The 24,010-nt window shown below is 63.4% G+C and carries 26 protein-coding genes; 9 read left to right on the top strand and 17 right to left on the bottom strand.

The window, feature by feature from the left end; translation table 11 throughout:
* Positions 1–420 (top strand): universal stress protein, encoded by a 420-nt coding sequence (locus tag MU558_RS00885; protein WP_246971120.1) that lies wholly within the window; start codon positions 1–3, stop codon positions 418–420.
* A gap of 237 nt (positions 421–657) precedes the next feature.
* On the opposite strand, the gene MU558_RS00880 is transcribed toward MU558_RS00885, so the two are convergent.
* The 3 genes from MU558_RS00880 to MU558_RS00870 are packed head-to-tail and all read right to left on the bottom strand — an operon-like array spanning position 658 to position 4,180.
* Entirely contained in the window at positions 658–2,700 is a 2,043-nt protein-coding gene (locus MU558_RS00880; RefSeq protein ID WP_246971119.1) for a TRAP transporter permease, read from the bottom strand.
* A gap of 7 nt (positions 2,701–2,707) precedes the next feature.
* Positions 2,708–3,211, bottom strand: coding sequence for a DUF1850 domain-containing protein (locus tag MU558_RS00875; protein ID WP_246971118.1), 504 nt, complete (start codon positions 3,209–3,211; stop codon positions 2,708–2,710).
* A gap of 6 nt (positions 3,212–3,217) precedes the next feature.
* Positions 3,218–4,180 carry a TAXI family TRAP transporter solute-binding subunit gene (locus MU558_RS00870; RefSeq protein ID WP_246971117.1) on the bottom strand — a complete coding sequence of 321 codons (963 nt, stop codon included), beginning with the start codon at positions 4,178–4,180 and terminating at the stop codon, positions 3,218–3,220.
* Positions 4,181–5,211: 1,031 nt separating this feature from the next.
* Here MU558_RS00870 and fabG point away from each other — a divergent pair.
* The 4 genes from fabG to phoU all read left to right on the top strand — a co-directional run bounded on the left by fabG (position 5,212) and on the right by phoU (position 7,989).
* Positions 5,212–5,976 (top strand): 3-oxoacyl-ACP reductase FabG, encoded by a 765-nt coding sequence (fabG, locus tag MU558_RS00865; RefSeq protein WP_246971116.1) that lies wholly within the window; start codon positions 5,212–5,214, stop codon positions 5,974–5,976.
* Between the two features lie 102 nt (positions 5,977–6,078).
* Positions 6,079–6,717 (top strand): helix-turn-helix domain-containing protein, encoded by a 639-nt coding sequence (locus MU558_RS00860; RefSeq protein WP_246971115.1) that lies wholly within the window; start codon positions 6,079–6,081, stop codon positions 6,715–6,717.
* Positions 6,718–6,875: 158 nt separating this feature from the next.
* Positions 6,876–7,235 carry a group I truncated hemoglobin gene (locus MU558_RS00855; protein ID WP_246971114.1) on the top strand — a complete coding sequence of 120 codons (360 nt, stop codon included), beginning with the start codon at positions 6,876–6,878 and terminating at the stop codon, positions 7,233–7,235.
* A gap of 82 nt (positions 7,236–7,317) precedes the next feature.
* Positions 7,318–7,989 carry a phosphate signaling complex protein PhoU gene (gene phoU / locus MU558_RS00850; RefSeq protein WP_246971111.1) on the top strand — a complete coding sequence of 224 codons (672 nt, stop codon included), beginning with the start codon at positions 7,318–7,320 and terminating at the stop codon, positions 7,987–7,989.
* Between the two features lie 418 nt (positions 7,990–8,407).
* Here phoU and MU558_RS00845 read toward each other — a convergent pair whose 3' ends face one another.
* The gene (locus tag MU558_RS00845) at positions 8,408–9,067 is read right to left on the bottom strand and encodes a helix-turn-helix domain-containing protein (RefSeq protein ID WP_246971108.1); all 660 of its coding nucleotides are present in this window, start codon (positions 9,065–9,067) and stop codon (positions 8,408–8,410) included.
* Positions 9,068–9,282: 215 nt separating this feature from the next.
* Between MU558_RS00845 and MU558_RS00840 the strand changes: the two genes are divergently transcribed.
* On the top strand, positions 9,283–9,681 hold the full coding sequence (locus MU558_RS00840; RefSeq protein WP_246971107.1) for a hypothetical protein: 399 nt from the start codon (positions 9,283–9,285) through the stop codon (positions 9,679–9,681).
* On the opposite strand, the gene MU558_RS00835 is transcribed toward MU558_RS00840, so the two are convergent.
* Genes MU558_RS00835 through MU558_RS00820 form a run of 4 tightly spaced genes read right to left on the bottom strand, consistent with a single transcriptional unit; the run spans position 9,678 to position 15,101 of the window.
* Positions 9,678–10,694: a cytochrome b/b6 domain-containing protein gene (locus MU558_RS00835; RefSeq protein WP_246971105.1), complete on the bottom strand. Its 1,017-nt coding sequence runs from the start codon at positions 10,692–10,694 to the stop codon at positions 9,678–9,680. The genes MU558_RS00840 and MU558_RS00835 overlap by 4 nt on opposite strands.
* Positions 10,691–11,107 carry a hypothetical protein gene (locus tag MU558_RS00830; RefSeq protein ID WP_246971103.1) on the bottom strand — a complete coding sequence of 139 codons (417 nt, stop codon included), beginning with the start codon at positions 11,105–11,107 and terminating at the stop codon, positions 10,691–10,693. The genes MU558_RS00835 and MU558_RS00830 overlap by 4 nt, the downstream gene beginning before the upstream one ends.
* Positions 11,104–11,763, bottom strand: coding sequence for a 4Fe-4S dicluster domain-containing protein (locus tag MU558_RS00825; protein WP_377070886.1), 660 nt, complete (start codon positions 11,761–11,763; stop codon positions 11,104–11,106). The genes MU558_RS00830 and MU558_RS00825 overlap by 4 nt, the downstream gene beginning before the upstream one ends.
* Positions 11,764–11,774: 11 nt before the next feature.
* Positions 11,775–15,101, bottom strand: coding sequence for a formate dehydrogenase subunit alpha (locus tag MU558_RS00820; protein WP_246971099.1), 3,327 nt, complete (start codon positions 15,099–15,101; stop codon positions 11,775–11,777).
* A 284-nt stretch (positions 15,102–15,385) separates the two neighbouring features.
* Between MU558_RS00820 and MU558_RS00815 the strand changes: the two genes are divergently transcribed.
* Entirely contained in the window at positions 15,386–17,512 is a 2,127-nt protein-coding gene (locus MU558_RS00815; protein ID WP_246971097.1) for a hydrogenase iron-sulfur subunit, read from the top strand.
* Complete coding sequence (locus MU558_RS00810; protein WP_246971095.1) at positions 17,509–18,135, top strand: TorD/DmsD family molecular chaperone; 627 nt, start codon at positions 17,509–17,511, stop codon at positions 18,133–18,135. Before MU558_RS00815 ends, MU558_RS00810 begins: the two co-directional genes overlap by 4 nt.
* Before the next feature lie 115 nt (positions 18,136–18,250).
* On the opposite strand, the gene MU558_RS00805 is transcribed toward MU558_RS00810, so the two are convergent.
* From MU558_RS00805 to MU558_RS00795, 3 genes are read right to left on the bottom strand one after another with little or no spacing between them, the layout of a single operon-like run.
* Entirely contained in the window at positions 18,251–18,490 is a 240-nt protein-coding gene (locus MU558_RS00805) for a hypothetical protein (RefSeq protein ID WP_246971092.1), read from the bottom strand.
* Positions 18,483–18,752 (bottom strand): hypothetical protein, encoded by a 270-nt coding sequence (locus MU558_RS00800; protein ID WP_246971090.1) that lies wholly within the window; start codon positions 18,750–18,752, stop codon positions 18,483–18,485. Before MU558_RS00800 ends, MU558_RS00805 begins: the two co-directional genes overlap by 8 nt.
* A gap of 2 nt (positions 18,753–18,754) precedes the next feature.
* Positions 18,755–18,895 (bottom strand): hypothetical protein, encoded by a 141-nt coding sequence (locus MU558_RS00795; protein ID WP_246971088.1) that lies wholly within the window; start codon positions 18,893–18,895, stop codon positions 18,755–18,757.
* A gap of 110 nt (positions 18,896–19,005) precedes the next feature.
* On the opposite strand from MU558_RS00795, the gene MU558_RS00790 reads away from it, so the two are divergent.
* On the top strand, positions 19,006–20,232 hold the full coding sequence (locus MU558_RS00790; protein WP_246971086.1) for a DUF7405 family protein: 1,227 nt from the start codon (positions 19,006–19,008) through the stop codon (positions 20,230–20,232).
* Here MU558_RS00790 and MU558_RS00785 read toward each other — a convergent pair whose 3' ends face one another.
* The 6 genes from MU558_RS00785 to MU558_RS00760 form a co-directional block, all read right to left on the bottom strand.
* Positions 20,233–20,379 (bottom strand): hypothetical protein, encoded by a 147-nt coding sequence (locus MU558_RS00785; protein WP_246971085.1) that lies wholly within the window; start codon positions 20,377–20,379, stop codon positions 20,233–20,235.
* A gap of 30 nt (positions 20,380–20,409) precedes the next feature.
* The gene (locus MU558_RS00780) at positions 20,410–20,769 is read right to left on the bottom strand and encodes a hypothetical protein (RefSeq protein ID WP_246971083.1); all 360 of its coding nucleotides are present in this window, start codon (positions 20,767–20,769) and stop codon (positions 20,410–20,412) included.
* The gene (locus MU558_RS00775; protein WP_246971081.1) at positions 20,766–20,912 is read right to left on the bottom strand and encodes a hypothetical protein; all 147 of its coding nucleotides are present in this window, start codon (positions 20,910–20,912) and stop codon (positions 20,766–20,768) included. The genes MU558_RS00780 and MU558_RS00775 overlap by 4 nt, the downstream gene beginning before the upstream one ends.
* Before the next feature lies 1 nt (position 20,913).
* Entirely contained in the window at positions 20,914–21,180 is a 267-nt protein-coding gene (locus tag MU558_RS00770) for a hypothetical protein (RefSeq protein WP_246971079.1), read from the bottom strand.
* Between the two features lie 102 nt (positions 21,181–21,282).
* Positions 21,283–22,077 (bottom strand): DUF7124 domain-containing protein, encoded by a 795-nt coding sequence (locus MU558_RS00765; RefSeq protein WP_246971077.1) that lies wholly within the window; start codon positions 22,075–22,077, stop codon positions 21,283–21,285.
* The gene (locus tag MU558_RS00760; protein ID WP_246971074.1) at positions 22,070–23,869 is read right to left on the bottom strand and encodes an aldehyde ferredoxin oxidoreductase family protein; all 1,800 of its coding nucleotides are present in this window, start codon (positions 23,867–23,869) and stop codon (positions 22,070–22,072) included. Before MU558_RS00760 ends, MU558_RS00765 begins: the two co-directional genes overlap by 8 nt.
* Between the last annotated feature and the right edge of the window lie 141 nt (positions 23,870–24,010).

Raw genomic sequence — 24,010 nt, 5'->3', positions numbered from 1 at the left:
ATGGTTGTGGTCGCCGCAGTCGACCAGTCAGCGGATGCACAGCAGATAATCGACGAGGGACTCGCGCTCGCTGAAGCGTTAGACGAGCCGCTGCACGTCGTCCACGCCGTCGATTCCCCGGAATTCGCCGAGTTACAACGTGAGCACGTCTCGGGGACGTCCGATGAAGAGGGTGTGTTACGCCGGCGGCAACTCGCCGAGCAGCGCCTTCGAGAACTTGTCGGAGACCTCGACGAACGGATCGAGATCGCTGGTCTCGACGGCGAACCCGCCGACTCGATCGTCGACTACGCCCGAGAACGGGACGCCCGGTACGTCGTGCTCGGCGCTCGCCAGCGATCGCCCGCGGGAAAGGCGCTTTTCGGGAGCGTCGCCCAGTCGGTGATTCTGTCGCTCGACCGGCCGACGGTAGTGGTGTAACACTACTGGACGACCGTCAGTACACATTCGATCGCGTCTTGCGTGCGATCGATAGCTGCACCGTTTGTCTGGCAGTATATGTCAGCGACCGCGTGTTCGCCACTCGAGTTCTTGCGACGGCGGTAGATCGCCACGACGAGTCGGCGGGAGACGGGAGAGCCGAGTCTCGAGGTGTCACGTTGCACGCGAAACTGTCGAAAGGAGTGCGAGTTTTACGGGCCGGGTGCCCGTGGTCGGTTATCGACTCACCGCGGAAGCGAAGGGGAGACTGCCGTTGACGGCCACGTACTGCCGGACGAACGCCCCGAGAAACACGGCGAGTGCGGGAACGTCGGTGACGAGACCGGGCAGTAACAGGCCGAGTGCGGCAGCAAACAGCGCGACGCGCTCGACGAGTGAGGTGTCGGTGACGAGGTACGCTTGCGTGGACGCCGAGACGGCGAGCACACCGAGGACGGCGGTCGTCACCGCGAGCACGATGTCGATCGAACTACCGATGAGGATGAGTTCCGGTCCGTAGACGAACATAAACGGAATGAGAAAGCCGACGAGTGCGATGCCGATCGCGGCCAGACCCGTCTTCCACGGGTCGGAGTCGGCGATACTGGACGCCGTGAAGACCGCCAGCATGATCGGAGGCGTGATCGCACTGATAATCGCGAAGTAGAAGATAAACAGGTGGGCTGCGAGCAGTTCGACGCCGAGTTCGGTCAGGGCGGGTGCACCGAGCGCCGCCACGACGACGTACGCCGCCGTCGTCGGCAGCCCCATCCCGAGAATGATCGCGGTGATCATCGTCAACAATAGCCCGATGATAAGGACGCCACCGGAGACGCTCGCGACGATCGAACTGAACTTGAGACCCAGACCGGTGAGCGTGACGACGCCGACGACGACACCCGCCGTCGCACACGCCGCTGCGACGATCAGTGCCATCTGAATACCCCGATTGAACGCGTCGACTGCAGCGTTGCCATACGCGGCAACGAGCGAGGTCGCGGTCGACCAGTTTCCGTTCTTCACTGCCAGGAGGAAGCTTTTGACACCCGAAATGGGCGTCGCAACGATCACGGTAACGACGATCGCGACGAATCCGGCGTACATCGCTGTGTACCCCGCTGCGAGGAGGTAGACGATCGTGATAATCGGGATGGTGAAGTGAATTCCCTCCCGAAGCAGCTTGCTCGAGTTGGGCAACTGGTCGGCTGGCAGCCCTTCGTGGCCCCGCTTTTTTGCACGGAAGTGGACTGCGGCACCGACAGACAGGAAGTACAACATGGCGGGGATGGCGGCTGCAGTGATGATCTGGACGTACGAGATGCCGGTCCAGACGGCCATGATGAACGCGCCGGCACCCATCACCGGCGGCATGATCTGGCCGCCACTGCTCGCCGAGGACTCCACCGCTGCTGCGTAGTGATCGTCGAATCCGGTTCGCTTCATCAGCGGGATCGTAAACGCCCCGGTCGTGGCGGTGTTCGCGACTGCGCTGCCGTTGAGGCTGGCCATGAACCCGCTTGCGAGTACCGAGGTCTTCGCCGGGCCGCCCGACAGCCGGCCGGTGTAGCCGTATGCGACGTCGATGAACCAGTCACCGACGCCGCTCACCTCGAGGAACGCCCCGAAGATGATAAACAGCACGACGAACGTCGCGCTCACACCGAGAGGAATTCCGAAAATGCCCTCCGTGGTGAGATAGAGGTGGGTGATGATTCGTTCGTACCCGTATCCCCGGTGGGCGAACATGCCGGGCATCATCGGCCCGAACAGGGCGTAGACGACGAAGGCTATGCCGATCGTCGGAAGGATAATACCCGTCGTCCGTCTGGTCATCTCGAGTACGACCAGGATCGCTAGCATGCCGAACACGAGGTCCAGGGTCAGCGGCTGGCCTGCACGCTCGGCGAGACTGCCGTATTTGATCGCGTAGCTGAGATACAGCACGCTGGGAAGCGTGATCGCAACGAGTATCCAGTCGTACCACGGAACGCGATCCGATGGTTCGCCCGTGTGGGCTTCGTACCAGATAAATACGAGCGATGCCGCGAACGCAAGGTGGATCGGTCGGTTGATAAACGCCCCCGGAACACCGAAGCCAGCGGTAAGCGTGTGATAGAGGCCGAGCGAGACTGCAATCGCGACGGCGAGTAACTCGATGCGTCCGCTCAGCGGCCGTTTAGCTGTTCCACTGAGATAACTTCCCTGCTCTTTGGTCGGCGCGTCGGACGTGGCGTTCAGTCCGTCGTTCGCGTCCCCTCTCCCATCTTGTGTCGTAGTCATACCTAATTTAAACCAGTGATGCTATTTTGTACACGACGTACTCGAGGTACGTGACGTCCTCTGCAGAGATCGTAATCGTCTCCCAGGGATCGGTGTACGTCTGTAGCGATCGATTCTCGTCTCCGATTACCAGTCGTTGCTCGGTCGTCGCCGCGGTTCGGACGGCGAATTCGTCGACCTCGCGATCGACTTCGGCCACCGTCCAGCCGTCGACGCGCTGCGTTTCGCGGCCGAACTCCAACCCTGCCGCGTAGTAGCCGTACTCCTCGCGTTGCTGGACGATCGACGTGTCGTCGACGACGTACACTTCTCGGATTGGCGTCTTTTCCGAGGAGTGGACGTAGTAGATCGAGAACTCCTCGTCTTCGTCGATCGAATAGACGGCGAGCGTCTCACCGGACTGTTCGTGTTCGACGTGTACTACCGTGCCGGCAGACGTCGTTGCGAGCACGGTACAGGCAACGACCGCGACGACGAGCGCCAGTTTGGCCGTAACGCGAGCGTACGACATTCGACGTTACAGGCCGGCCTCGTCCAGGTAGTCTGCAGCGCCAGGGTGGAGTTCGATCGGGCCATCGCGCGCGGCCTCCTCGAACTGGCCGGCGACGTGGTGGATCTCCTCTAGGTCGTCGAGGTTCGTGAAGATCGCTTCGACGATGTCGTAGAGGAAGTCCGCGTCCATGTCCTCGTGGACGATCATCGTGTTGGTCACGCCCGGATTGGTGACGGCTTCGTCTTGCCCAGGATACGTGCCGGCGGGGATCTCCGAAGCCGAGTAGTACGGCATCTCTTCGTTGATCGCCTCGAGGTCGTCCTCCGGGAAGTCAAGCAACCGGACGTCCCGCTGTGAGGCGAGTTCTTCGATCGACGACGCCGGATAGGCGACGCTCCAGAAGCCCGCGTCGACGTTTCCGTCTTGCAACGCGCTTGATGTTTCCGAGAACGATAGACGTTCCTCGTTGATGTCGTCGTAGGTCAGTCCGTACCACTCGAGCAGTTCCCCGGCGATCACCTCGGTCCCACTTCCGGGTGCGCCGACGCTTACGTTCATATCCTCGAGGTCGGCGAGCGTCTCGACGTCGGAATCCGTCGGTACGACGACCTGCGTGTGGTTGGTGTACGCACCGAACGCCGCTCGGAGCGGGAGCGACTCGTCGAAGTCACCCTCTCCGTTGGCGGCAAGTCGGACCGTGTTTCCGAGAGCCAGCGCCATCGTCGCCTCTTCGTTGCCGACCAGCCGCGAGTTTTCGGCACTTGCTCCGGTCGCTTCAGCCGTCGCCTCGATGTTGTCCAGTTCCTGATTCAGAACGTCAGCGATCCCTCCACCGAGCGGGTAGTAAACGCCACCGGTCCCGCCAGTCCCGATCGTGACGAACTCCTTGTCACTGCTCCCGAGACAGCCCGCGACGACACTGACAGAGCCGATCGCCGCAGCACTCTTCAGAACGTGCCTCCTGCTGGTGTGATTTCCGTTATACATCAACAGTTGGGACCACATAATAGACTCATAAATATGTAACGGAAGATATTCAGTGAATGAATAATGGTGATGTAAAATGTTACCGTAGTTTCGGCTGCCTTGCCAAAACTGCTCTCGGCGGAGCGAACCGGGTGGCGTCGATACGTCGCCTCAAGCTCTCGAGCTGTCGACTTCGACGGCCGTTACAGATTCGACGCGCTCGATCCGCCGTCGATTGGGATGGTCGCACCGTTACTGTCGTCCGAGAACGGTGACGAGAGAAATGCCACTGGATCCATGCGTTCCATCGGGTCGCCAATCCGCTCTATGGCCACGCCCGAACTCCAGTCTGCGAGCTCCTCCTCGTAGTCGCGTGTCGTACTGTGTGAAATCTCCCGGCAGGGCGACGACGTCGTCGGTCGCGACGGTCTCGATCTCTGTGTTCGCTTCCTCGAGTCACCTCTCCTCGCGGCCGTTACCAGTGTCGCGTTTCCAGCGATCTGTCGGTCCAACTCGAGACAATCGCGGCCGCGATATAAATTATTAGTCTGTTTGTTTTGCTTGACTGCGAGTTTATAACAGATTGCAGTAATTATATTAAATATTATTTAATATTTCGGGAAGGGGACGACACACTTCTAGGAACGTGCTTCGATAGTTGGCGATATTTTGGTTATAACCGGATACACGTCGCTATAACGTGCTATTCTGGTGGTGAGCAGAGACTGACGGATACGATCCCGATCGACGACTCCCGAGGTCGTCATATCGACCTCATAACTCGCGATACTGCCTTTAGACGACGATATTCGGCGGTTTGTCGTTTTGCTGTCGTCACGGCGTAGCGAGTTGGGTATCGAACTGGATATACTATCGGATTTCATATTGATCTGGTGAATAGTAAATACCCAATAATAAATTTACTAAATGTGAAAGAGTTGTAATAGACACGTCTCGACCAACGTGAATCGACGACTCGTTGCTGACGCTCGAGTGGACGAGTCACACTCCAGGTATATGCTGCCACCCGTGGTAGCGTCAGACGATCGCCCATGGTATCAACAGACACTGTATCTATCGTCACGGGCGCAGCGAGCGGGATCGGAGCGGGAATCGCCGAGGTGCTCTCGAGCGAGGGTGCGACGGTGGTCGTCGCCGACGTCGACGAGGAGACAGCCGGAGAGACGGCCGCCGACCTGCCCGGCGAGGCGATGGCCGTGGGCGTCGACGTGGCAGACCGCGAGTCGACGGCGTCGCTCGCCGAGACCGTCGTCGACGAGTACGGTCGGATCGACGTGCTGTGTGCGAACGCCGGCATCTATCCGTCGGCGTCGCTCGAGGAGGTGACCGTCGAGGAGTGGGACGAGGTCAACGACGTCAACGCGAAGGGTGCGTTCCTCTCCGTGCAGGCGTGTCTGCCGCAGATGAAGTCACAGGATTACGGGCGGATCGTGCTCACCTCGTCGATCACCGGCCCGATGGTCGGCTATCCCGGCTGGACGCACTACGCTGCGAGCAAGGCGGCCATGCTCGGGTTCATGCGCACCGCCGCGATGGAGGTCGCAGACACCGACATCACGATCAACGCGGTGCTTCCCGGTAATATTCGGACGGGTGGGCTCGACGATCTCGGGGAGGAGTACCTCGAGCGAATGCGCCAGTCCATCCCGAAAGGCGAACTCGGCGACCCCGAGGACGTCGGACACGCGGTGGCGTTTCTCGCGTCGGAGAAAGCGGGGTACATCACCGGAACGACGCTGGTCGTCGACGGCGGCCAGACCCTTCCCGAGTCGCAACTCGCGCTCGAGGAGATCTGACCGGGATCGAACCGGGCCACGTGATCCGACGGCGCGTCCGAGAACGGTGTGGGGAGGAAGCGAAAGGAACCCGCTTATATTCGACGATCGAGTTGTCGACGTATGGCCTCCGGGATCCACGTGCAACTCGAGGTGCGCGGCGCGAGTACCTGTCCCGTCTCCTCGATCAGCGAGGATTTCGAGATCGAGTCGCTCACGTTCGGTCAACGAACCCCGTCCGAGGAGGAAGTCGTCGGCGAACTCACGGTCGCAAACGCCGACGTCGCAGTCGAATCGCCGCTCGCAGACGAGGTTTTCACCGACGAGTCGCGGTCGATCTACCGGTACACACACGACAACGGCGACTGTCCGTGTGTGCGCGTCCCGGAACACGGCTGTCCCGTCCGTGACCTCCACGCGAAGCAGGGTCGACTCGTCCTGTCGTTCATCACGCCCGACATCGACACGCTCCAGACGGTGATCACGGACCTGCGATCGCGCGCTGCGGGCGTCACGATCTGTCGCCTCACCCGATCCGGACTCGACGACGGCGACCAGTCGCTGCTGTTCGTCGACCGCAACGAGTTCACCGACCGCCAGTACGAAGTACTCGAGACCGCCCACCGGATGGGGTACTTCGAGTCGCCGAAGCGAGCGACAGCCGAGGACGTCGCCGACGAACTGGGAATCTCGGCGTCGACGTTCGTCGAGCACCTCTCCGTCGCCCAGACGAAACTCCTCGATCAGGTACTCGAGGCGTGAACACGAGGTCGGGTGGCGACCACCGATCCGATCTCGACGGGACGATCGTGTGATTCTTTACTCTGACCAATGCTATCACTTCTCGTGTGAGTTAAATAAACCCGAGTATATTCGCGACAGGACGTATCCGGAGTCCAGAACAATCTCGAGTCGACGAAATGGCACAATCAGTATACAGTGATATTGGCGGACGGGTAGCCGTAGAGGCAGTCGTTACGGACTTTTACGATCGCGTCCTGGCGGACGAACAGCTCGTCCCGTTCTTCGAGGGCATGGACATGGACGAACTGCGCGCACACCAGATCCAGTTCATCAGCGCCGTCGCTGGTGGCCCCGTCGAGTACACGGGCGACGGAATGCGCGAGGCGCACGCCCACCTCGACATCGACGAAGAGGACTTCGACGCGGTCGGTGCTCACCTCGAGGACGCGCTCCGGAGTAACGGCGTCGACGAGGAGAACGTCGAGGCGATCATGTCCGAAGTCGTCGCCCTGAAAGATCCGGTCCTCGACCGGTAGGTTCCCAAATCACACCCATCGGTGTGATGATGATCGATAAGTGAGCGCAAGCTACATCAACGCCGAACGAGGTGTTCCATTCATGGCCAGAAAATCGTACCAGGAACAACTCGAGGAGCTTCGTGAAGACGTCTGTTACATGAGCGAAGTCGTCATGGAGCGACTCCGGATGGGCCTCGACGCCCTGGAACAGAAAGACGAAGACCTCGCTCGAGAGGTCATCGAGGGAGACGGCGAGGTCAACCGGATGTACCTCGACCTCGAGCAGGACTGTATCGACCTGCTTGCACTGCAACAGCCTGTCGCGAGCGACCTGCGATTCATCGCGTCGACGTTCAAGATCATCACCGACCTGGAGCGAATCGGCGACCTCGCGGTGAACCTCGGAGAGTACACGATCGACGCCGAGCGCGACCTCTTTCCCGACGTCGACGTCCAGGCGATGGGCGAACTCACGCTCGAGATGGTCGACGACGCGACGCAGGCCTACGACATCGAGGATACCGACGCCTGCCGCGAACTCGCCGTTCGCGACGACGACCTCGATCACTTCGCCGAACGGGCCAGCGAGATCGTCGTCCGGGACCTGATCGAGCGTGAACTCGAGTCCCCCGACGAAGTCGAAGTCCTCCTGCAGGACGTCTCACGGCTCCTGTTGACGATTCGTGACCTCGAACGCGTCGGCGACCACGCGGTCAACATCGCGGCCCGAACGCTGTACATGGTCGAGAACGACGACGAACTGATCTACTGATTCTTTGCCGTCCGACCGTCTCTCTGTCGCCGAGAGGCGTCGCACTCGAGCGATGTCGCAGGAAAAGGTACCGCGGGATCGTCACGGGGATAGCAGGAGACGACCTGTCGCGGGCGGGTAACGAGCGACCACACAGCCACGAGTGGTCGCGAAACGCTGATTGAGCATGAGTGATCCACCGGCACTCACAGGGATCTGGTTCGCTTGCGATACGTCAGTCGGCACGTCGCCGACAAATGTATTAATGGACTGTCCAATAATAAGTCTACTTGTTAGCGCAATATCGGAATAAGAGCCGAATAAAAGTTCCTATTCAACGTGTATTGGTGATATATGTTTACATATGGGTTATATTCCCGTGCCGGCAGGCGAGAGATTTGTCTGGCGATACAAGACAACTCCCTCGAGTCCGGTCCGCTCAGGGATCGACGCCCGTCGGTGCCATCCGGTTCGACAACTCCGCGCTGACGAGCGCAGCGTGGCTCCGGCGGAGCCGTTCCGAGAGTGCCTGGTGAGAGACGTCGAGTTCCGCCGCGAGTTCCTGTAGCGTCACCTTCCGCGGGACGTCGAAGTAGCCGAGTTCGTAGGCCTTGATCACCGTCTCGTACTGCGTCTTCGTGAGCGGTGAGCCCTCGCCGCTGGCGCCGTCCATCGACGTCACTCGCGTCACTACCGTCCGAAAACTGTACTGTTCGAACAGCGCGTGGGCGTTAGAGAGTGCGTCGCGGTCGTCGAAGAGCAGCCTGAGCGTCCACGTTCCGTCCCGACCCGACGCCTCGAGGACCGCACCGGAGTTCTCGGCGACGAGTTGCTGAAACAGCTTCACCTGGCGTCCGAACTCGAGTCTGTACAGCCATCGATCGTCGGTTCCGTCGGTCAGATTCGTGAGCACTTCGACGCTCGGATCTGCCTCGAGCGCCTCTTCGACGGTCGCTCTGTCCGGGCCCGACACCCAGACGAGCGGCGGAGCGTCGCCGATCATACCGCCGACCTGAAACTCGAACGTTGGCACCTGTTCGAACGTTCGAGAGATCCCGAAGGCGTCGGCCGGGATCTCGAGTTCGACGACGGTGGTCATCACCGGAATCCACCACAAACACGTATAGACGGTTTTGGTTTGCGGTAGCCTTTCCCGCCACCATCTCGCCGTGACAGTTCACGACGAGTGACCGTTCGGTTGGCGAACGTTTCTCGACGATCGGCCGGTCGCATGCCACCGCCCGGACTGTTCGCAGAACGATACCGTGTCTCTTGGTCGAAATTGTCATACTTCTCTGGCTATTAGAACCAACGATGCGGATGGAATTACGGGTCTGCAAGCACTGTTACGAAGGGAACCACGGCAACGACGGGAAGACGGCGATCACCCGGGATATGGTCGCGTGCGCCGAGCGCGTCCGCGAGTACAAAGACCTCATCGGCGTCGACGCCATCTACATCACGATGGTCGAGGAGGGCGATCCGGGCGGGGCCGAGGCGTTGCCGGCGATCGTCGCCAGCATCGAAGGCAACCAGGTGAACTTGAGTGACACCCAGCTGGTGATGGAAGACGGGGACGGGAACATGCTGGTCTATCCCAATCCGGAGGACATCCTCGAGGTGCTAACCCGGAACCTCGACCAGATACAGGAACAGACGCGCCAGGACGTGACGGTCGAACTCTCGCCCGAAGGGGCGGAGCTGGTCGGCTAGTCGTTTTCCTCGGTTCGGGACACCGTGCCGCCATCGGTCGCAGCGGCTCGCTCTCGTTCGAGCTGGCGTTCCCACCGGATTCGCAGCAGGTTACCGTAGGTCGACAGCACGATACCGACTCCGAGCACGAGGATGCCCACGTTGACGCCGATGGTCAACAGGATTCCGAACGGATCCGCCTGGGTGACGTGCAGTTCCCGCGGAATCGGATACCCTTCTTCGACGAGGCTCGCGACTAACACCGACACGATCCCGACGACGGTGAGCACGCCCATAACTGTCGAAACCGTTCCCCAGGAGGGCGCCAGCGACAGGTGCTCGATACCGGTGCCGTCGTGGTCTTCCTCTTCGGCGTGGTACTCCGGGATCATGCTCTTGGGGATAAACGCCTTCGTCTCGACGGGGTAGAAGGCTGGATGCATACCGTGCTCGAAGATGTGGAACATCACCCCCATCAGCATGATGACGCCCAGGAGGCCGTGGAACGTGACGAAGGCCATCGCCGCAGGCCTCGTGTTGTAGACTGCCATCAGCCCGGTCTTGTTCCAGATGAGCAGCCCGGAGATCGTCAACAGGAGCAACTCGATGGAGAAGATCCACACGACGCCCTTGCCGACGTAGGACAGCAGCGGCACTTCGTCGGACTCGTAGCCGGCGAACTGCCGCGCGTTGGGGTGGCGTTCGTCGGCTCGGCCGAGCACGAACTGGACGTCCTGAACGAACGCCTCCATGTCGCCTCTTCTCGGGAGGACCGCGCTGAAGTTCGATCGACCCGTCGGCGAGAGCACCTGTAACAGGAACCAGAAGATGACCAGCACGATGAGACCGAATCCGGCGATCCGATGAAGTGCAGTCACGCCAGTCGCACCTCCAAGCACCGTGATGAGCCACCACAACTGGTCGTTGAACATGATCGCGTAGCCCGTAAAGAACAGCAAGAACACGTCGAGCGCCAGCAGCGAGTGGAACGTCGTCGTCACGCGAGTGAACTTCCCGTGGTCGAGCGTGCTCATCTTTCGTCACCTCCCTGTGACTCGCCGCCATCGTTGCGTGGTCTGCCTCCGTCGGCCGCGACGGCGTCGGACTCCTCGCGAGTCGGCTGGCGCATCCGGCCCGCAAGCCGCCGGAATGCGGTCCAGTGAACGAATACCATGACCAGAATGAACACGCCCATGATGACGTCTGCCGCGTGTACCAGGGCGATGAGCAGATCCAGTTCGGTGACGGTGTTTCCAGCCAGCCAGTCCGTCCCGATCCCGCCACCCTCGACCGTCGGGGATACCCGGAAGATCTCCTCGACGCCGAGGATTCGTCCGGACACCCACCACACGATACCCAGCGAAACGACCAGGGCGACCACGGCGCTCAGGTACACCTGCCACCGCTTGTACCCCGTGACCTCTGGGAGATCAGCCGTGTCGCTCATGCGATATCACTCGACTCCTCGCCGAAGACGACCTGCAGTGCTTGCTCGTTGAAAAACGACCCGCTGCCGCGCCGCTCTAGCTCGTCGCTGATCTCGCCGGGCGTCCCGACCAGAATCGCGTCCGTCGCACACTCTTCGGCACACGCGGGACCCTTGCCGATCTCCTGGCGCTCTTCGCACATCGTACACTTGTCCATCGTACCGCCCGTCCCGAGTGCGGCGGAAGCGACGCCATCGCCCGCCTCCGGGAACTGGGGGGCGCCGAAGGGACACGCCGAGAGACAGTACTGGCAGCCGATACAGAGGTCGTCTCGGACGTTCACGAAGTCCCCGTCGGTCTTGATCAGCGAGTCGGTCGGACAGACCGACACGCACGGCGCGTTCTCGCAGTGATAACACTGCATCGGGACCGAGGTCTCACCCGGCGACTCACCCTGCTGGATGGCCTCCGAGTTGCCGAGACCAGCGGCGGCCTCCTGACCCTCGAGCATCGTCGCGATGCTGATTCGCTGTTCGTTGCGGGGCACGTCCCACGTGCGCTTGCAGGCGACGACGCAGCCACCACAGTCGATGCAGGCTTCTACGTCGGGGAAGATTCGGGTCCCCTCTCCGACGCTCATTACCCCGTCTCGCATTACTTCGGTGGATTGTTGCATATGCTATCGCCTCATTGTGTTGTCGTGTTCAGACGGACGTCGAAGCTCTTCTGCGTGCCGACGTCGTCGCGGTCCTGGGGGAACTCGATGTCCGGGTCCATGTTGAGTTCGTCGAGCAGTTCCCGCGTCGCCCGCTGGACCTGGACCATCGCTACCTTGGTCTCCTGCATCTGCGTCTCGACGTCGTAGCCCCGTGACGTGATGCTGTTGACCGAGTCGCCGATCGCGTACGGAACGGTGCCGTCGGGGTACTTGTCCTCCAGGCTCTCGCCCTGGAAGATGCCGCCCCAGTGGTACGGCAAGAAGACCTCCCGATCGTTCGGACGGTCGGTCACGCGCGCCTTCACGAGCACCGAGCCACGATCAGTCGTCGAGACGACGACCAGGTCGCCCCCGTCGACGCCGAGTTCGTCGGCCATGTTGGGCGTCATCTCGGCGTACATGTGGGGCTGCAGGTCGGCCGTGTAGATGTTGCTGCGCGTCTCGGCACCGCCGCCCTGGTGTTCGACCTGCCGGCCAGTGGTCATGATCACGTTCATGTCCTGGTCGACGGCGGCCTGGGTCGCCTGCTCCTGTTCGGCCGCGTTGTTCTGGTCGAGCCGATAGAAGTTCTTCTGCTGGCCGTTTGCCGGCCACTCCTCGACGAGGTCCATGCTCGGGCTCTCGAGCGGTTCGCGGTGGACCGGTACCTTGTCGAGGAAGTTCCACACCACCGCCCGCGCCCGGCCGCGCCCGGTCGGCGCGTCGGGCTGGGCGTAGTCGTACTGCTCGTAGAACCCCACGTCGATGTCCTTGTCGCGGTCGCCGACGGTCGACTCGTCGAGTGCTTGTGCGGCGGTGTACACGGACTCCGTCGGATCCAGCGCGTACTGCTGTGGAATCGTGAGTTCGTCGGACTGGGTCGTGCGGTTCGGATCGAGCAGACTGTCCGGGAACGTCGTCTTCCAGCCGGGATACTCGGGAACGCCGTAGATCTGATCGATCTGGTCCTCCGCCGGCAATCGTTCGTTGACGGCGTCCAGCCAGTCTGGCTCGTAGGGGTCGCGGACGAGGCTGAGTCCCTCCTCTCCCTGCTGGTCGACCGTCTCGGCCAGCGGGTAGTCGTCGTCGTCGGGCATCTCTGCCCACTCCGATTCCGTGGGCGCCTGGACGCCCCACCTGGTCCGGAAGTCCTGACCACCCTCTCGAGGATCGAGGTCGTCGTTCCAGATGATGGGCGTTCCCGGATGTCCCTCTCCCCAGCAGGGCCAGGGCAGCATCCAGTAGTCACCTGCCACCGGAATGTCTGCGTCCTTCGGGGCCCGCAGGGTGTCCTGATCGAAGTACTCCTCGTACTCCAGGTGCTGCTGGAGCCGCTCGGGGGACTGGCGATAGCCGATCGTGTTCGTCCCGAGGTTGAACTCGCGGATGACGTCCTCGTAGGTGGATTTCCCGTTGTGCATCCTGGTCCCGGAGCCCCAGTCGAAGTGCTCGCCGAATCCGAGGTGATCGGCCAGTTCCTGCATGATCCGCAGGTCGGGTCGGGAGTTGTGCGCGGGGTCGGCGACCGGTTCGGACCACTGGACCGCGCGGTGAGAGTTCGTCAGCGAGCGGTAGTGCTCGTACTGGCTCGAGGCCGGCAACACGAGTATCGGCGGTCCCTCGTCGTAGTCCGGAAGGACCGTCGCGACGCCGGGGAAGACGTCGATCACGACGAGCAGGTCGAGGTTCTCCATCCCGGCTTTCATCTGGCGCATCTCGCTGATCGAGTTCGCCGAGTGACCCCAGAAGATCGCGATCTTCACCTGGTCGGGCTGGTAGATCGGCGTCTCCTGGAGTCGGTCGTCCTGGTCGAGGGCAGCCTCGAACCAGCGGGCCACGGTCAGCCCGTTCTGGAACATCATCGAGTTCTCCGCCGGCGTCGAGGTGTCGATTTCGTCTGCGCTCTCGAGGGTCGGGCTCTGCTCGACGTACCTGTCCTCCGGCATGAGCTCGAACTTCTCGTAGAGCTCCTCGAAGGAGGTGCTCCCGCTGGTGTAGGGGTTCTTGTCCCAGACGTCGGCCCACCACGACCAGCCGCCGGGGTCGAGCCCGTAGTAGCCGGGTAAGATGTGGCTCGCGACGGCGAGGTCGGTCGCACCCTGTACGTTCGCGTGGCCGCGCATGACCTGCAGGCCACCGCCGCTGCGGGCCGAACTCCCCGACGCGAGGCTCAGCAGGGCGTACGAGCGGATGTTCTGGGTGCCGTTGTTGTGCTGGGTGGCGCCCATCGCCCACTCGATCTGCACGTGTGGCGAGTTCTCGATGATGAGGTCGCCCAGTTCCTCGATGTCCTCGCGGTCGATCCAGGTGATCTCCGCGACGGTATCGAGGTCGTACTGGTCGAGTTCCGCCTCGACGTCCGGCCAGCCCATGACACGGTCTGTGAGCATGTTCCCGCCGGTGTCGTCGCCGTCCGGATCGAGCGCGAGTTCGCCTTCGTCTCTGAGATACCGCAACAGCCCCATGATGAGGGCCACGTCCGTCCCGGGGCGCATCCGGTAGAAGTAGTCCGCGTGAGCCGAGGTCTTCGTGTACCGTGGGTCCACGTTGACGATCGTTCCGCCGCGACGCTGCCCCTCGAGGATGTGTTGCATCGCTACCGGGTGGGCTTCGGCGGGGTTTTGCCCGATGATGATGTTCAGATCGAAGTTCCGGTAGTCGTTGATCGGCTGGGTCATCGCGCCGTACCCCCACGTGTTCGCCAGGCCGGCGACGGTCGTGGAGTGACAGATGCGCGCCTGGTGGTCGATGTTGTTCGTCCCCATGAACGCCGCCAGCTTTCGGATGGCGTAGGCCTCCTCGTTGGAGTGGTGGGCGCTCCCGAGGATCATCACGCTCTCTCGACTGGCCTCCTCGTCGACGTCGACGGCCTCGGAGGGGTCGACGTCGGAGTCGGGCCAGAGGGCGCGGATGTCGGTCGCCAGCCGGTCGTAGGCCTCACCCCAGGAGAGTCGACGCCACTCGCCGTTCTCCTGGACCATCGGGTGTTTGAGTCGCTTCTCGGAGTGCTCGGTCTCGAGAATCCCGGCGCCCTTCGAGCAGAGGCTCCCGGCGTTGACCGGGTGTTCGTTCCACGATTCCATCCCGACGAAGGCGTTTCCGTCGCGTACACCACGGAACCCACACCCAACTGAACAGTAGTTACAAATCGTCTTGGTCAGTTCTGCATCGGGACTCGTAGCGTCCTCGTCGGAGCCCTGCGATAGCGATCGACCGACGCCGCCTACACCCAGGCCGGCGATACCTGCCAACGCGCTCGCTTTCATGAATGAGCGTCGGTCGAGGTCGAGTGACACTGGCTCTGTATTCGTACTCATGTTTTGTCTGCCGCTTTGACTCTTCGTGGCGGGCAACCCGCTGCGGTCAGTCTTCCCGTGACGAATAACCCACCCACGTTTGTGTTACTATTTGCCACGCTAGTCAATTACTACCGAGTTCTCCCTATTGAAACTACTTATTTTTTAACCATTTATAAATATTGACGAAAACCCAGGTCAATACAGGAGATTGCCGATGGCCCGATCCACTCGAGCGGCGGGCGTACCCGAACGGACCACGATACCCAGAAGGGTTATTGCCATGCCACCACATGGCATTGCCAATGAACGTCGGAGCGTTCGTGTGCTCGTGTGGTGGGGCAGTCGACGTCGACCTCGAGGCCGTCCGAGACGGCGTCCGAGAGGTGGACGTCGTCGCCAGTTCGGCGATGCTCTGTCAGGACGGGCGTGAAGCGATGTCGACGGTGATCGACGAGTACGACCTCGATCAGGTGATCGCGACGACTCCGGACCCTGGCTGTCAGCGGCGTATCCGTGCCGTCACAGACGATCACGGCCTCCACCCGGACGCGACGGTCTTCGTCGACCACCGCGAGACCTGCGGGTGGGTCCACGACGAGGCCGCCGCGACGGACAAGACCGCACGGCTCATCAACGCGACCCAGGCCGGGCTCCAGTCCGAACCGGTCTCGCGGTCGGTCTCGAGGGAAGCCAGCGACAGCGTGGCGGTGGTCGGCGACGCCGACGTCGCTGCCGCCCTCGCCGACACCGCCGACGTGACGCTCGTCGCCGACGGCGAGGAGTTCGCCGGGGAGGAGGGACTCGCCGACGTCGCCGTCGAGCGGGGGCGGGTCGTCGACGTCTCGGGGTCGTACGGCGACTTCGAACTCACCCTCGAGGCGAGGGTCACGGCGGAGTGCATCACCTGCATGGACTGCGTCCGGGAGGGTCCCGAGGGAGCGGTCACGGAGGTCCCCGTCGACGTCGCCCCAGACGCGCCGGCGGGCGAGTGGATGGACGTCTGCCCGACCGACGCGATCGACCCCGAGGGCGTCCGGCGGATCCTCGAGGTCGACCAGGTCGTCTACCCGGACGGACGACCGCGCGCCCGTAGCGGCGTCGTGGGCTACTACACCGGTCCCGTCGACGAGGAGACGATCGCCGCAGTCGAGTCACTGCTCGGTGGCACGGAGAAGCCGAAGTTCCTCGACCTGGAGATGGACGTGTGCGCGGCCGGTGAGTCGAGCCAGCAGGGGTGCAACGAGTGCGTCGAGGCCTGTCCCCACGACGCGGTTCGACGCTCTGCGATCGACGAGGTTGCGTTCGACGAGGTCGCCTGCCAGAACTGCGGTGCGTGTACCAGTTCCTGTCCGACCGGGGCGACCACGCTCCGGGACCCCTCTAACGAGCGCATCGCCCGCGAGGTCGAGGCGCTCCTCGAGAGCGAGGGCGAGGAGGGCGGCTGGCTCCCCTGGAGAGGGGACGACGGAATCGACCAGCAGGTGATCGCCTTCGTCTGCTCGGAGCGTGCGAGCGAACGGCTCCGCGCGTACGGACGCAAAGCCGCCCGCGAGGACGACCTCGAGTATCCGCCGATCCTCCCGGTGAACGTGCCATGTACGGACGCCGTGGGCGAGGCGCACGTGCTGCACGCGCTCGCGGCGGGTGCCGACGGCGTCGCGATCGTCGGCTGTGGCGGGTCCTGTCTGCACTCCGGGCCGGACCCGAAGGCGGCACTCGTCGATCGACTCAACCGCGCCACGCGCGACCTCGGTCTCGGCGAGCGAGTCGGCTTCTTCGCACCGGAACCGGACGGTGCCGAGGCCTTCGCCGAGGAGGTGTCGACGTTCGTCGAGCTAACACTCGAGGACTCGCCGGTTCCCGCCGGCGAACACGAGGCGACGGGGGAGATCGACGACGAGCGACCGAACCCACCGTTCGACAGCCACGGATGGACCCTCGAGAGCGTCCGGGCACTCCTGGAAGACGTCGATCCCGAGCGCGAGGAGATCGAGGGGCTGAAAGACTTCGGGGTGATGGCCGTGAACGACGCGTGCACGCTCACGCCGACGTGTACAAACCTCTGTCCGACCGACGCCATCCGGCGCACCACGGATGGGAAACTCCAGTTCAACCACTCCCGCTGTGTCAACTGTGGGCTGTGCGAGGAGGGCTGCCCGGAGACGGCGATCACGATGGAAGCTGGACTCGACCTCTCCTTGCTCCCCGAGAACCGGGACGGCGACGCGTGGACGACCGTCCGCGAGGACGAGATGCTCGAGTGTGTCCGCTGTGGGAAGCCGTTTACCAGCGTGGCCTCGGCGGAGAAAGTCCAGTCCGAGGTCGGTAATCTGGTCGAGGGAATCGCGCCCGACGCCGACCACAGCGTCTTCGAGTACTGCGACGACTGTCGGAGTAGCCTCCTCTTCGAAGGGGGTGGGAACGCATGAACGAGGAGGCCGTCTACGACGCCCGACTCGAACTCGTCGACTTCGCGATCGAGGTTTTCTGGGATACGCCCTCCGAGGAGTTCGTCGTGCGTCTGCTCGACGACGAGCCAGTACTCCCCGCGGAGTCGATCAACGATCCGCTCGACGAAGGATTCGACGTGTTGCGAGGCTGGCTCGAGCAGAATCGCGGTCGCCCGGTCGAGGTAGTGTGCGACGAACTCTCCCGGGAGTACACCGAACTCTTCGTCGGACCGCGACCGCCGGTGTTACCCCACGAGTCGTACTATCGCGAGGACACCCAGTACCTCGGCGACGGGCTGGCCAGAGTCGAGGAGAGCTACCGGGCCGCCGGCTGGCTGCCCCCCGAGGAGTACCCCGAGGAGAGCGACTTCATCGCGGTCGAACTGGCCTTCCTGCGGAACCTGATCGAGCGCCAGCGTGCGGGCCAGGAGGAGACCGTCGGATTCGAGCGCGTGTTCATCGAGGACCACCTCACGCAGTGGATCGACGTCTTCGTCGAGGAGTTGCGCCAGGAGGCCGAACCGGGGCTGTACCTCGCCGCCGCCCTGGTCGTCCAGGGGCTGGTCGAGTTCGAGGAGGAGATCGTCGTTCAACTGGCGTGAGCTGGAATTACGACCAGTGTCACGTCCATCTCGCTCTCCTGGTGACAGAGACCGATCGTAGCCGCTGGACGTCACTGACGTTCCTCGCGTCGGTGTGAGGAGCGTGTCACTCGGTTCAGTCGTTACGAGAACCGCTTCGGAGTATGGCCGCGAGACTCGTGATCACCGCGACTGCCGCGACCCCGAGCACGATCGGTGTGAGCGTAGCGAAGGTCTGTTCCATGAGGAAGAAGTGTCTCCAGGTATCGTTCAGACTGGCCCAGACCGCGATCGCACCCGCGCCGGCGACCAGCAGGAAAAGCGCCCCCAGGGAAGCGACGGCGAGCAGCCCGAACGGGTGTGTAATCTTACGCATCGTCGATCATCCGTCGGCCGACCACGAGGACCATAAACAGGGGGACGAGCAGCGCCAGGAGATAGCCGACGAACAGTCCCAGGTAGCTAACCGTGGTGTGGAGGTGGATCTGCCAGTGCCAGGTCCCTTTCAGTTCCGCGATGAGTCCGACGGTGCCGACGACGAGGAGCGTAATCGCCAGTACCGCCGCGCAGGCGTACACGACGATCCGGAGGTATCCGAGAGCCGTGCGAATGTCGCCACCCCGACCTGATCGCTCCATCGTCATCCGTCAGTCTTCTGCGCGTACCGGTAGGCGTCGTACCCGATTACGAGGAGGACGAGCACCCCGATGGCGATGATGGCGGCGCCGAGTTCGGGCGGGAGTGGCAAACTGGGATCGAGATGCATGATATGTTTGCCCATGCCATTACAACTCGAACGACGCTCAAAGGTCTTACCCCTTCGACGAGAACCCGGCCGAGCGGTCCGAACAAGCCTTATGTTCGCACAGGTCGTCGTCCCGATACCGTGGTATGACACTACGTCGCAATCTGCTGCGGCGCCTCACCGGATTGGCGGGTGCCGTCGGACTGGCGGGGTGCTTCGGGCGCTCGGAGCAGGGAACCGTGGGACCGTCGGCCGACCTGCCGCCGAACCCTCGAGGGGACGAACTCCCGCGGCGCCAGCACGCGTGGAACGAGCGCCTCGCGGCCAGGGAGGACGGCAACCGGCTCCTTCCTCGCCACTTCCGGATCCTCCTTCTCACCCTCGACGGTGAGCCGACGGAAGAAGATGCCGCCACCGTCGAGCGCGCGATACGAACGCTCGAGGCCGCCTTCGACTACGGGCCCGAAGGACTGTTACACATGCTCGGGTGGGGCAGCGACTACTTCGAGCGACTGGATCGGCTCGAGGCCTCGCCGGTGCGCCACCCGCAGGTGCTGTCCCGCACCGACGACCCTGACCTGCTCTCGTTCGACGCCGCGCTCGTGCTCGCCAGCGACGATCCCTCTCACCTGAACGCGGTCGAGAGCGCGATGTTCGACTCGGACTCGGAACTCGCCGGTGAGACGGTCGAGGAGCGGCTTGGAGACGTGCTGTCGATCCGGACGCGCCGAACCGGGTTCACTGGTGACGGGTTGCCGGCCGACCACGCCGACACCGATGGCGTTCCCTCGGAGATTCCCTCGGACGTACCGAACTTTATGGGTGTCTTCTCGAACGTGAGAGGTGCCCAGGCGAGCGAGGACAGGGTCACCATCGAGGACGGGCCGTACGAGGGCGGGACCACGATGCACCTCTCACACCTCCGGCAGTCGCTCGACGCGTGGTGGGGGATGGACGAATCCGAGCGCACCGAGCGGATGTTCTCACCGGAGTTTACGCCGGCGGACGTCGACGCACTGGAGACAGACCTCCCGTTCACCGATAACGTCACCGACCACGCTCGTGACGAGGGCGTCGTCGGCCACTGGGAGAAAGTCGCTCGCGTCCGCGAGGACGGGGAACCGCTTCTCCTCCGGCGTGATTTTAATACCGTCGACAGCGGGCACGCCGGCGTTCACTTCCTCTCGCTCCAGAAAGACCTCGAGGACTTCGTGACGACGCGCGACGCCATGAACGGCTGGTGGCTGCGCGAGGAACACGAGTCGCCCGGGACCGTGAACGACCGGGAGAACAACGGCATTCTGGACTTCGTCGAGGTGCTGTCGAGAGCGAACTTCTACGTGCCGCCGCGAGCAGAGCGTGCGTTTCCGTGACTACTCGTGGTCGTGCTCGTCGTCGTGGCAGGCCTCCGTGTCGCCGCAGTTTACCTCGTGTGCGTGAACGCCGTGATCCCACACTTCGTACCCGTTGTAGATCTCCGTGGCACCCTTTGGCCGCCACCCGCTATCCTGGTGTGACATGGTATATCAACACATTATTCTGGGGGCCGCTTAAATCTTGTCAGCGTCCCCGGGCGGCACGTTCGGCTGTCGCTCACCGTCGGTCACCTCGTCGAGGAACGCGCTGGCGAAGAGATCGACGTGCATCGCGAGCACCGCACTCTCCTCGAGGCCCGTCTTCGACGACCACCGGTCGAGAAACGCCGACAGGTCCTCGGTCGGTTCGTAGTGGATCTCGCGGCCGTCGACCTCGAATTCGACGTCGTGGGACCCGGAGACGAGGTGTTCGATCTCCAGCAGGGACTGTTCTGCCTTCGTGGCGAGGGCCTCCTCTCGATCGATCGTCCGCCGCTCGGCCCACTGATCGGCTGCCTCGACGAACCGATCACTGACTTCGAAGCGGAGGGTCACAGCGACACCTCTCCTCCACCCTCGAACTCGATCGTCCACAGCGTGGTCTCCTCACAGACGGGGCAGTAGCCTCGCTGCGTGTCCCGATCGAACACCGCGAGGTCGATCGTGTGGTCACAGCCTTCGCAGCTAAAGTACGGCATGTTACTCCGAGGGTGGCCAGGGTTCGGGTGCCGGTTCCGTCTCGCTCAGTTCGCCGTACAGCGCGATCAGCAACATTACCAGAGCGATCAGCACTACGACGCCGACGATCCCCCCAACGGCGTTTGGACCGGTGAAACTCGGCGACGTGATCGTCGACCAGTCGAAGCTCGTGGCGACCCGGTAGGTCGTCAGCAGTAACCACACCAGAACGAACAGGATCGCGTACGTGGCCAGTCGCGAGGTTCGGAGTGCGGTCCGTATAGTCATATGCTATCGTCACCCACGAAAAACGGTATTGTCCCAACGATATTAAAAGTATACCGTCAAACGGCCAGACCGTCCGACTCGAGACGCCGTCCAGATCTCGTCTCACTCGAGTTCCCAGCCCGCCTTCTCGGCGGCCTCCTCGAGCGGCACGAACTCCCAGTCGGCCGCTTTCGCGATCCACGCGTCGTCCTCCGGTCCGACTACGACCATCCGCTCGGCGTAGAACATCGATCGTCGGTCGACGTCCGCGAGCCGTTCGGCCGGCCCGGTGGCCGAACCGCCGAAGAAGTCGACGTCGATCCCCACGTCCCGCTGGAACTTCTGGATGGTCGGCGTCGAGACCTCCCCGACGATTCCGATCCAGTCGGCCCACTCCCTGGCGCTCGCGATCACGTACCGTGGATCCTCGACCCCCCGGATCGCGTCGTACGTGAGTGCCATCGTCATCTCGTCGGCGTCGCCGCCGTGGGGGCCGGACGCGTCCGGTTTCGCACCACTGGACGGGGTCCTCGACCCGCCGCCGGTACCGCCAGCGCCGCCGGCGTCTTTCGGTATTCCGACGGGGCCCCGGGACGTCCTCGGCACTCTCGGGGCAGCCTTTCGATCGGCGTTCGCCCCGCCAGCGGAGTCGGTCGCCGTCTCGGCGTCTTCGGCGTTTGCTGGATCGTCCACCGCCGGCGTCGAGGTCCGTTCGCCCGTCGGTCCCGCCTCCGGGCGGTCGTCCTGGTCGGCCCGTCCTGCCGGGTCCACGTCGTCGGTCGACCGTCGGTCGTCAGCCCACGGGGAGGCGGGTTCGTCCGCCGGGTCGCCCTCGCCGCGCCAGATCCAGTCGCCGTAGTTGGCCTCGTCCTCCTCGTCCTCGACGTCGAGGTCGTCGAGGTCGATGCTGTCAGTCATCCCCGCTCACCTCGCCTGAGGAGGTGCCGGGGACCTGCGGTACCGTCGTCTCCTCGTCCGGAACGTCAACCAGGTCCAGGCGCTCGAGTAGCTGTCGGGTCGGACGCCCCGATTCGTCCCAGCCGCGCCGGGCGTAATACGCCTCGAGCAGCGTCTCGAACTCGGCGGGGTCGATGGCGTTCCCCTCGCTGGGCCCGCCCTCAAGCGGCACCGTCAGCGCCGCCGGCAGTTCGTCGTCCGCCCGGGAAAACCCATCTCGGACGTTGAACAGCCGGACCAGCGTCCAGATCCGCTCTCCCGCGAGCGCCAGGTCTTCCGGCTCGTGGTCGTACCCGACGGCAGCCAGCCACTCGGCACCGAGATCGGCGCGCAACACGTCCTCGAGGAAGTCGTCCGCGATCAAACTCCAGAGCACCGCGCGGCGATTTTGCTCTTCGATCACCGTGGTGACCTGCTCGTCGGAACTCCACTCCCGGCCGCAGACCGGCTCTACCTCCACCGGACGGGCGCGGCGGTGACACGCTCCCCGGTCGCTGGTGGCGTACGCGAGCGCCATCGTCTCCGCGCCCCGCGGATCGTACGAGGAGAGGTCCATCCCCTTGACCGTCGGGATCAGCTCCTCGCCTCCGTACTGCTCGGCTGCGCCTTCCACGCCCTTCGCGAGCGCGTCTCCCAGCGGCGTCGACCGGTGGGCGATCTCTTCGATGAGTGTCCGGGCGGCCGTCTCGTCGCCGAAGGCCAGGTCGCGCTCGAGCAGACCCTCCTGGCTCGCCCGCACTGCCCACGCCACCGCGTTGCCAGCCGAGATCACGTCCATCGCGAGTCGATCACAGATCGCCCCCAGCGTCGCCACCGCGTCGAAGTCGTCGATCCCCAGTCCCGCACCCAGCGCGATCGGCGTCGACCCACGGGGGACGCTCTCGTCATCATCGACTTCGACGCGGAATCCGCCGGGGACCGGATCGTCCGGGCGCTCTCGAACGTGTGCGGTCTCCCGAACCCGCTCGATTCCGATCTCTTCGGCCCCCTCGAATCGTCCCTCCTGCCACCCGCGAGTCGGCAGTACGCCGACCTGATCGGCGAAGTCGACCGTCTCCAACGTGTCGCTGGCCGCGAGCCACCGGCCCGCGTCGCTCTCGGCGAAGGCCTCCCCGTAGCGCTCTCGGATCTCCGTGAGTCCTTCAGGTGCCGACCCGCGGGCGACGACCGCTTTCAGCTTCTTGGCACCCATCACCGTTCCCGCTCCGCCGCGGCCGGCGTGGTGTTCGCCCCCGTCGGAGGCGATCGTGGCGTACCGCACCCCGTTCTCGCCCGCCTGCCCGACGCACGCGACGGCCGCGTCGGGGAACCGTTCGGCGGTCATCTCGGCGTCTGCGCCCCACAGGTCGTCGGCCGACTCGAGCGTCGCCTCGCCGTCGGCGACCGACAGCACGACCGGACGCTCGGCCTCGCCCGTCACCGCCAGAAGGAGGTGGTCGCCGAGCGAACCCGCGAGCCGTCCGGGAAACGATCCCCCACTGTACGAGTCCAGAAACGCTCCAGTCAGCGGCGACTTCGTGATCGCTGCGTATCGCTGCTCGCCGGGCGTGTACCCGGTCAGCGGCCCCACCGCAAAGAGGAGAACGTTCTCCGGGGAGAGCGGATCGGTGCCCGGGTCGAGTTCCTCGTACAGGTACCGGGCTCCCAGCCCCTTCCCCCCGACGAACTTCTCGAGCCACGCTGTGGGGATGGGACGACTCGAGATCGAACCGTCGGAGAGGTCGACCCGCAAAATCCGAGCGGTACGCGTCATTACGCTCTAGTTGTGTCTGGGACGTATTAACACTTGACGTGATGTGTGTGGGCTATAGTCATATAGGGGCCCCGGGACTGAGAACGGTCTTCCGCCAGCGAACGGGTTGACGTCGCAGCTGCTGACACCGTAACTCGCTCT

The sequence above is a fragment of the Natribaculum luteum genome, assembly GCF_023008545.1.
GTDB classification, from domain to species: Archaea; Halobacteriota; Halobacteria; order Halobacteriales; family Natrialbaceae; genus Natribaculum; species Natribaculum luteum.
The sequence above is the reverse complement of the archived record's forward strand: the minus strand, read 5'-3'. Positions and strand labels throughout refer to the sequence as shown.